Below are 9,415 nucleotides of genomic sequence, written 5' to 3'. Positions count from 1 at the left end.
CGACCACGTTGCGCAGGCTTCCGATGCCTTCGACGTGGACGATCGTCTCGTCACCCGGATCGAGGTGACCGGAGGCGTTCGGCGTGCCGGTCATGATCACGTCGCCCGGCAGCAGCGTGGAGAACGAGGAGATCGCGGCGATCTGCTCGGGGATGCCATGGATCAGGTTCGCGGTGGTGCCGCTCGCCATCGGCACGTCCTCGCCGTTGAGCGTGAACGAGATCTTCGCGTCGCGCCAGTCGAGGTCGTCACGCGCCACGATCCACGGTCCGAGCGGGCACGACGTGTCGAATCCCTTGGCGCGGGTCCAGGTCGGATCCATGCCCTGCAGGTCGCGCAGCGTCACGTCGTTGACGCAGGTGAAGCCGAGCACGTAGTCCATCGCCTTCTCGACCGGCACGTTGCGGGCGATGCGGCCGATCACCACGGCCACTTCCGGTTCGAAGTTCATGTCGTGGCTGTACGGCGAAATGACGATCGGATCATCAGGTCCGATCACCGAAGTGGAAGGTTTGGTGAAGATCACCATGTTCTCGGGCGCATGGGCGATCTCGGAATGGCCGGCCTCGTGCATGAACTGCGCATGCGCCTCGTAGTTCTTGGCCAGGCCGTACACCTTCGACGGCAGTACCGGGGCGAGCAAACGGACGCCTTCGGCGTCGATGGCGTACCGTTCTCCGGTGGGTTCGACGGCGCCGGCACCGAGCGGATAGCCGTTGAGCTCGATCAGGTAATCCTTATGGTCGGTCGGGTCGGTCTGGACGAACGCATACCGCGGCGTCCCGCTGAGGGAAAATCGTGCAATTCTCATGACGTCCCAGTGTAGTCGCCACGCTGTCCCAAGACGGCAGGCGACGGTCCACCCGCGCGGTCACAGCCTACCCGCCGCCACGATGCCCCGGCGTCAGCCGCGGCTTACCGCCTCCACTGCCCGCAGTGGCGCATCACCCTCCACGGCGCATGACGCAGCCATCCGATCAACGCGACCAGCAGCCACCCGCCGAGCAGCAGTCCGACGCCGACGGCCAAGGCATACGTGCGCCCGTCGCGCACGTCGACCGGATCCGGCGCGGGCTCGGGAATGGCCACGCGGTGGCCGGACACCAGCAGTCGGTGCGTGTTCACGCCGTACGGCGTGCAGGTCATCAGCGTCAGCCGATCCTCCCCCTTGACGATTTTCAGCTGGCTGGTGTCGTCGGGCAGGATCACGCTGATGCGGTCGACCTGGTAGCCGATTGTTTCGCCCATGACTTCCACATACATGAAATCGCCTTTTTTCACCTCGTCAAGACGAGTGAACATGAGCGCTTCGACCAGTCCGCGATGACCGGTGATGACCGAATGTGTAGATTTGCCGCCCACCGGCAGGCTGGTGCCGTACAGATGTCCCGCACCGGAAGCGAGCGCCTCTTCGGAGGTGCCGTGATAGATCGGCAACGAAATCGACACCGTGGGCACCTTGATCGTGCCCATCACCCCGTTGCCGGAGTCAAGCAACGACTGGTATTCCTTGTCCTTCGACGCCGCGGAATCCTCGCCCTTGGCGTGCGAGCCGCCTCCCTGCGACGAGAACGGATCGACCGCCTCGCCCAGGATCGGCTGCCCCGATTCTGCGAGCTTGCGGTTGTATTCGCGGGCCGCCTTCAGCGCGTTTTCGGCCTGCGGATACGGCCACCCTTCCACATGCTGGGCGGATTCGCTTGACGTGCGGTCAAGATCCAACGAACTTTTGTACTGCAGCGCGACGGGGAATCCCGCCACGCCAATCGCCGCGAGCAGCAGCAGGACGGTGAACAGCCGCATGACGAACAACGATCGGCGCAGACGGCGACGTTCACGCACCACATCGTCGACGTTCATGGCCTGTCCGAAGGTCTGGTCGCCGTATGCCCGGGATCCCGCGAACCCGACGGTGGCGACCGCCGCGCGACGTCCGTGGGGCGCACGGACACGACCGTGTTCCCCACGTGCCGAACCGTTCGTTGTGCGCACCTCAGCCTCCTCGATCGTTATGCGGGATGCCTTGGCAGAGCCCGACCCACGCACAGTGTACCGCCATCGCCCGGCGCCCGACATCGCCCCGTCACCGAAGGGGGCATATCGGGGAGGCGTCCCGGATCACAGGCTGATTGAAACGGCCCGGACAGTCGAAAACCCGGCTTTGTTCAGATGAAGGCGCGGTTCAGATGAACGCCCGTTCGCCGAAGATCGCCGTGCCGACGCGCACGATCGTGGATCCTTCTTCAATGGCGAGTTCCATATCGTGCGTCATGCCCATCGACAGTTCCGTACAATGCTCGGTGCCCGGCGCGCCCGCGTCGAGGATCTGGTCGCGCGTCTTGCGCAGGTGGGCGAATCCACGGCGGATCGTGCGTTCGTCGTCCACATGGGCGCCGATGGTCATCAATCCCTGCAATTCCAGCCCGTCGAGCGTGCCGATCCGCTGCGCGAGCATGATCGCGTGCGCCGGATCACACCCGGATTTGGACGCTTCGCCGGATTCGTTGACTTCGAGCAGCACGCCGACGGTGATGCCGTGCATGGCCGCACGTCGGGCGATCTTCTCGGCCAGTTCGATGGAATCCACCGATTCGATGGTATTGACGACGGGCAGCACCTTGCCGATCTTGTTGGACTGCAACTGGCCGATCAGGTGGAACGGGATGCGTTCAACGGCATGACTCGTGTCCTGTTCGCCGAGCGCGAGCGCCCCGTCACCCCCGTCCGGATCGTCGACGCCCAGCGCGAACCCACGTTCGGCGCATTGTCTGCGCAATCCCGCGGCTTTGACCGCCACTTCCTGCGGACGGTTCTCGCCGATCAGACGCACGCCCGCGTCGATGGCGGCCATGATCTCACCGACGTCGCGCGTCTTCGTGGCGGCGAGCAGTTTCACGGAACCCGGCGCTCGTCCCGCCGCGGATTCGGCCCGGGCGATGCGGTCCAGCACGCCGTGGACGCCGTCCGCGATCTCCTTCGCGCGCGTCGCGTCGATCGTCTCGTTGGCGAGATCCTTGTGATCCATGTAAGCCGTCATGCCGTCACTCCCCTTGGCGTCCGATATCAGCGTTCCAGTGTAGTCGGCACGATGACGCAACCGCCGCAGTTGTCCAGCGTTGCCGGCAGCGTACCCGGATTCCTCGGCCGAGGGGCCGTCACGCGAAGCATCAATGAGGGAGCGCGATGTCCATTAGGTTGATCATACGGCGAACGGATTGTCGGGTACGCGGCGATCCTGCGCCCGCAGCGCGACCTTGTCCCAGTCGAACACGTCCAGCAGTTCGCCGGACTCGCATGGCTGCGGCTCGTCCAGCAATCCCAGCAGCCACCCGCAGTAGCCGATCACCTGCCGGGCCGTGACGCCCTGCGATCGCAGCACGCCCATGTCGAGCGAACGCTGACGTTTGGCCAGTCGTTTGCCGGCGGCGTTGTCGATCAGCGGCAGGTGGGCGAACACGAGACCGGCATGATCGATATCCCCGGCGTCTCCGGCATGACCGGTGCCGTGTCGGGCGTCTGAGCGCGGAGCGGCCGGACGCCCGTCAGCCGACGAATCCGACCTCCAGCCGCCGGCCAGAAGCCGTTCGCGGATATGCAGTTGCAACGCGGTCGATCGCAGCAAGTCACGGCCGCGCACGACATCGGTCACGCCCATGTCGAGATCGTCGACGGTGACGGCCAGCTGGTAGGCGAACAGGCCGTCGGCGCGTTTGATCACCGTGTCACCCAGATCATGAGCGAGATTGAACGTTTGTGATCCGAACACGCGGTCAATGAATCGAATGTCACGGTCCGGTGCGAACAGCCGCAGCGAGTGCTGTCGTCCGGCTTGCAGACGGCTGCGGACTTCGTCGGGACGTTCGTGCAACAGACGCCGGCAGGTTCCCGGATAGACGACGAAACCGTCGCCTTCCTGCGGGGCCGAGGCGGCACGGATGTCCGCGCGCGAGCAGAAGCAGGGGTAGACGGCGTCCGGCGCATACACCGGTTCTTCACAAACCGCGCCGACGTGCACCGATTCCGCCGATCCTGTTTCATTGGACACAATTCCCGTGCATCGATGTCCGACATCCACACGATCATCACGCAGCGCAGCAGCGCTCACGGATTTCTTACAATCAGTCTCGTCAACCACACCATCGCCGCACAACACGCGAATGGCTTCGTCATACCGACACAAACGATCGGACTGGTACACGGGTTCCCCGTCCCAGTCCAGTCCGAGCCAGGTCAGGTCGTCCATGATCCACCGATCGGCGTCGGGCAGCACGCGCGGTCGGTCGATGTCCTCGATGCGCAGCACCATGCGGCCGCCGGTGGAACGCGACGACAGCCATGCGGCCAGCATTGCGTAGATGTTGCCAAGGTGCATGCGCCCGGACGGCGTGGGCGCGAACCGTCCGACGACCGACATCGCGCTCATCCGATCCACAGCTCGTGATCGAGCGGCCATTCGTTGGCAACGCAGCCGTCAAGGTGCATGGACTGTTCCTGCATGAGCGGCGCAGGCTGTCCGGCTCCCGCGCAGGTCGTTTCGTTGTCGATGTGACCAAGCCTGTGCCCGACCTCGTGGTTGATGACCATTTCGCGGTATCGGCTCAACGTGCCGCCGGCGTCGAGCCACGCGTCGACGCCGCCGTCCCACCGGTCGTCGTTGATGATGACCTCCTGTCCGACGCGGCAGCTGTATTCCACGGAGCAGTACGACGAGAAACTGGTCATGTACTGTGCCTGGGACAGGATGATGTCCATGTCGGCCAGGCCGCAGTCGGCGTCGGCCACCTGTTCGAAGGTGGCGCCGGCGCGCGGCCAGCCCTTGGGATCGTTGAGCGTGGAGAACACGATGTTGGCGAATGCGGTCGTGTTGCCCACGTCGCCCTTGGTTCGCAGACAGTAAGTGTAGGAAAGCGGCGCACCGCCGGTGTTCGCGGCCGCCTCCTGTGCGGTGGCCCGCGCCCGGCTGCGGATGGCATTCTTCTCGTCGTCGGTCAGCGGCTTCGCCTTGTCGTCCGATGCGAGCGTCGCGGCGATGTCGGCGTCTTTCGTATCGGTTTTCGCGTCGGATTTGCCGTCAGTCTTGCCGTCGGCCGTCGTCTTGGAGGAATCGGCACCGTTCTTCGTGTCGGAGGAATCCGCCGCATCGCCTGTGTTCTCGGAGTCGGCGGCGGTTCCGTCGGAGGACGATCCACCGCGCGATGACGAACCGTTACCATCGTCGCCGTCCGCCGTTGCGCCGGCGCTCGCGGAACGAACCGTTGCCGGCTGCGATTGGGCCGCCCGATACTGTTCCAGAGTCCGTCCCGATACGGCCGTCGAACAGATGCCGCAGACGATCAACGCCACGGCCACCACGGCGACGGCGATCCGTCGGATCATGTACGTGCGTTCCATGCCGGACCGCGCATCGGGTTTGCCGGACCGCGGATTCCCGAACCTGAGCTGAGGCAATATCGGCCGTTTCATCATCTCTCCCCAACTCTTTGCACAATGCGATCACTCAACGTGATCATTGATTACGATTCCGACACAACCGCCGGCAACTGTGCACAGTATACGCACAACCCACGTAACGCAACGGCTCCCCTTGACGCCAAGGGGAGCCGTTGCACACCTTACATCTTTTGCCCCCTGAGGGGGCCGCGTGCGGCGACGTCGGCAACAGCCGGGACGTGAAGCCTTGCTCCCCCTGAAGGGGGAGCTGTCAGCAAAGCTGACTGAGGGGGTGACACACCATCACAATCAAGCCGGCAAGCCACCGATCCACGTCACGCGGCTACACGCGACGTCACGCAAAGAACGCGTTGAACAGCCACGCGCCGATGATCGCACCCACGATCGGGGCGACGACCGGAATCCACGCCTCGTTCCAACGCGAGGTTCCCTTGGACGGGATCGGCAGCACGGCGTGCAGCAGTCGCGGCATGAGGTCGCGGGCCGGGTTCAGGCCGGGGCCGGTCGGGCCGCCCATGGATGTGACGAGGCCCCACACGATGAAGCCGACGACGATCGCGGCCGCGGCCGGGTCCTTCTCGCCCCACGGGTCCATCAGGCAGCACAGCGCGCCGAAGACGAGCACGAGGGTGCCGAACATCTCGTTGAGGAAGTAGTTGAGCTTCTTGTTGTCGGCGTCGGTGGTGCAGAAGGTGGCGAGGATGGCCTCGGCGTCGTCGGTGTCCTTGTAGTGCGGGTAGTAGGTCAGGTAGACGATGAACTGGCCGAGCGCCGCGCCGAGCAGCTGCGCGATGATGTACGGCAGCACCTCGTCCCACGGGAACATGCCGTTGATGGCCTGCGCGAGGGTCATGGCCGGGTTGATGTGCGCGCCGGAGACCGCGCCGAACATGAGCACCGGGAACATGACGCCGAAGCCGTAGCCCATGGCGATGTTGAGCCAGCCGGCGTGGTGGCCCTTGGTGTTCTTGAGCTCGACGTTGGCGACGGAACCGTTGCCGAAGATCATGAGGATGGCCGTGCCGAAGAATTCGGCCGCCAGCTTGGTGAAGAGGGAGTATTCCACTGCTGCTTCTTTTCTCTCTTAAGCGGTTGGTGATGCGATGGCCATGGCGCCAAAACAGCGCCAAGCGAACGCGACAAGTGTACGCCAAGGGCTGAACCGCGCGCGGCATCGTCCTGTCCCCGTCGCCACGCCCGACCGACACAATACGGCATCACGGAAAAACAAAAAGACCGGAATCTCACGATTCCGGTCTTGTCTGTGCCCCCGCAGGGATTCGAACCCTGGACACGCTGATTAAGAGTCAGCTGCTCTAACCAACTGAGCTACAGGGGCGTTGGCTAGATGTTGAAGTGTTCCTTGCAACGAGTGATAAATATACTCAGATTCCCCAACTCCGCAACCCTCGGCGTGTCGCGCCCATCGCCACCCTGCAAAACGGCTTATTTCCAGCATTTTCGCCGCTTAACCATCATGCCCGACGATCCTCGCAGCCGTCATCACTCCGGTCATCGCACGGCTCGTCATTGCATGATTGGTCATTGCATGATCGGCCGTCGCATGGTGCATTGCCGGCACCACCGGCGGCGCACAGTTCGGCCGCAAACGCGGCCAGCGTGATGCCATCGACGATCTCCCCCGTACGGATCATCCGCCGCAACCGTCCTTCGCAGACCCACCGCAGGTTCGTCAGCTCCCAGTCGACAGCGCTCCCTTCCGTCGTACCGGGCATACCCGCGACGTCCTTGCGGCAATCGACCGGCACCGATATCCGCGCCACGGCGATACGGTCGCGCAGCACGCCGGTGTCGGCATGCATCATCTGCAGAATCCGGATCCGCGAATCGTCCACGGTCAGGCCGGTTTCCTCGCGCAGCTCGCGCGCGGCGGTCTGCTCGGCGCTTTCGCCGGGCTCCCCCATGCCACGCGGGAATTCCCATTCCCACGTTCCCGTCGACACGCGCCAGTGACGTGCCAGCAGATACCGGCGCGCATGGCGATGACCATCACGGCAGCATCCATCATGGCACTCGGCGCAACGGGTTCCGTCGCCGGCATGCGCGCAGCCGCCCCCGCATTCCTGCACCGCCATGCATACGGCTCCCGGCCGCGCGTTCTTCACCGATGCCACATGGAACGTGACGGCCTGACCGCTTTCGCGCACTTTCGCTCGAATCTCCTCAACCCGGAAATCCGCGCCCCCTTGCTCCAGATACACCGTCCGCCCGTCCAGGATCTCCAGCGGCGGCTCGCCGTCACGCACCGGCAGCACGGCCGAAGCCGCAGCGCCATCGCCGACACCGACTCCCTTGTGCACGTCGACACCTTCGCCATCGTTCATCGCGACCATCCTTCCGTTCAGCCGTCATCACGCCATGTACACCACGGTCTTCGAACTCGACCGCACGCCCCACACCCATTTTCCCAGATCGAGCAGGTCGGGCACGATCCCGATGAACCATGCCGCCACCACGATCATCCAGATCGGCGCATTCCCGTTCAGCCACACGTTGTCGCTCATCGCGGACACAAACGCCAGTATCGCGGCGATCGCGGCGCCTCCCGCCATACCCTTGGCATCGTCGATCAGACTGGTCTCCTGACTGGCCTGTTCGATGGAGTAGGCCATGTTGCGCGTGACGACGCGCTGCCTGCGTCTGCTCATATCGGGCGTGCACGCGCGCCATGCCGCGATGGTGCCGCGGCATTCATAGCACAGCGTGGCGAATCGCACGAACGGCATGCCGCCCAGCATCTGCGTGATCGCCCCGGACAGCATCATCGACGCGCTGCCCGAAGCCTGTCCGGCGATCTGCGCGAAGGAGTTGCGCTCGGCGTCCACCGCGATCAGCTGCGCGCCGAGATGACGGGCCATCGTCTGCTGATAGACCAGCTGGTACCAGTCACGCAGCATCTGACGAGACAACATATGATCACGTTCGGGCAGTTTCGATCGCTTGATGCACATGAACGCGTCCGACCGTTTCGGCATGCCGGATATGCTTTCCAACGTCCGCAGAAAACAGTCGACGTCCGGCCCGCGCAACCCCCGGCATTGATCGCGCATCGCCCGGGCATGGCGTTCGACGTACTCGCCGAAGTGCGTCATGAACCCCTTGCTGCCGGCGCGCTTGCGCGCCTCTTCGTCGTTCTGGTTCTCGTACAGCACCAACCCTGCACGCTCAGCGTCGATCCATTCCTGCCAGCGCTGCGCCAGGAACCGGCAGGACGCACCGGCATCTTCCTCGCCATGCAGTGCCGCGGCGAACGTCGAGGCGATCACCTGCGCCTTGGTCTCGCCCGACCCGCCGGACTCGCCCAGATCACCCGTACCCGCCGACGCCATCCGCTCGGTGAATCGGCGGTAGAACTCGGCGTCGAATCCCAGCGCCTGCGATCGCGTCACCGTCGTGCCGAACGCGCTGTATTCCAGCGGCCGCAACGTCAGTTCGTCGTCTCCCCCGGCGCACCGCACGCTGTCCGGCCGAATGGCGGGATCCGCCTTGAGCGCGGCCTGCCGCACCGATCCGACGGTGGCCGTGGTGAACTGCACCAGGCATTCCTCCAGGCTCGGCGCACGGCCGGACACGATGATGGAGGGACCGTCCTTGTAGGATTTGCCCAGGATGCCGTTGACGGCCGCCGGCCCGAGCGCCAGGAAGAACATGCCGTCGAACAGCTGCGCATCGGTCAGCATGATACGCGGGCAGTACAGGTACGCGGTGCGTATGATGCCGGCGAACCGGGTGGCGAATTCGGTGTGGTCGTTGAGCAACCGCTCGCAGGTGCGATGTCCGGCATCCTTGCGCCACAACGCATCCGGGGTCGGGCAGCCGGCGAATCCTTGCGCGATCCGATCCCATTCGTCACGCTGCTCGGTGGAGTCGAAGTTGGTGATCATCGTGGCGTATGCCTGCTGCGTTTCGCTCATGCGTCAAGTGTATGCCGTCGCCTTCCTCT

The 9,415-nt window shown here is 64.5% G+C and carries 8 protein-coding genes and 1 tRNA gene; all 9 read right to left on the bottom strand.

Features of this window, described 5'->3' with window-relative positions; genetic code table 11:
- The coding region (locus GFD25_RS09505; RefSeq protein WP_163232228.1) for a fumarylacetoacetate hydrolase family protein at positions 1-811 on the bottom strand (811 nt) is incomplete at its 3' end.
- A gap of 104 nt (positions 812-915) precedes the next feature.
- Positions 916-1,860: a class C sortase gene (locus GFD25_RS09500; protein ID WP_239512528.1), complete on the bottom strand. Its 945-nt coding sequence runs from the start codon at positions 1,858-1,860 to the stop codon at positions 916-918.
- 322 nt (positions 1,861-2,182) lie between these two features.
- Complete coding sequence (locus tag GFD25_RS09495) at positions 2,183-3,037, bottom strand: YggS family pyridoxal phosphate-dependent enzyme (protein WP_163232224.1); 855 nt, start codon at positions 3,035-3,037, stop codon at positions 2,183-2,185.
- 162 nt (positions 3,038-3,199) lie between these two features.
- Complete coding sequence (locus GFD25_RS09490) at positions 3,200-4,423, bottom strand: glutamyl-Q tRNA(Asp) synthetase (RefSeq protein WP_163232222.1); 1,224 nt, start codon at positions 4,421-4,423, stop codon at positions 3,200-3,202.
- Positions 4,420-5,376 carry a DUF3152 domain-containing protein gene (locus GFD25_RS09485; protein WP_163232220.1) on the bottom strand — a complete coding sequence of 319 codons (957 nt, stop codon included), beginning with the start codon at positions 5,374-5,376 and terminating at the stop codon, positions 4,420-4,422. The genes GFD25_RS09490 and GFD25_RS09485 overlap by 4 nt, the downstream gene beginning before the upstream one ends.
- 409 nt (positions 5,377-5,785) lie before the next feature.
- Entirely contained in the window at positions 5,786-6,517 is a 732-nt protein-coding gene (locus GFD25_RS09480) for an MIP family channel protein (RefSeq protein WP_163232218.1), read from the bottom strand.
- A 199-nt stretch (positions 6,518-6,716) separates the two neighbouring features.
- Positions 6,717-6,790: transfer RNA gene (locus tag GFD25_RS09475), tRNA-Lys, on the bottom strand.
- A 136-nt stretch (positions 6,791-6,926) separates the two neighbouring features.
- Positions 6,927-7,796: an NUDIX hydrolase gene (locus tag GFD25_RS09470; protein ID WP_204314861.1), complete on the bottom strand. Its 870-nt coding sequence runs from the start codon at positions 7,794-7,796 to the stop codon at positions 6,927-6,929.
- 27 nt (positions 7,797-7,823) lie between these two features.
- A complete protein-coding gene (locus GFD25_RS09465) occupies positions 7,824-9,386 on the bottom strand; it encodes a hypothetical protein (RefSeq protein ID WP_163232216.1) in 1,563 nt (520 codons plus the stop codon).
- Positions 9,387-9,415 lie beyond the last annotated feature (29 nt).

It is taken from the genome of Bifidobacterium aerophilum (assembly GCF_010667685.1).
Taxonomy (GTDB): Bacteria; Actinomycetota; Actinomycetes; order Actinomycetales; family Bifidobacteriaceae; genus Bifidobacterium; species Bifidobacterium aerophilum.
Note: the sequence above shows the minus strand (reverse complement) of the source record. Positions and strands in the feature narration are given on the sequence as shown.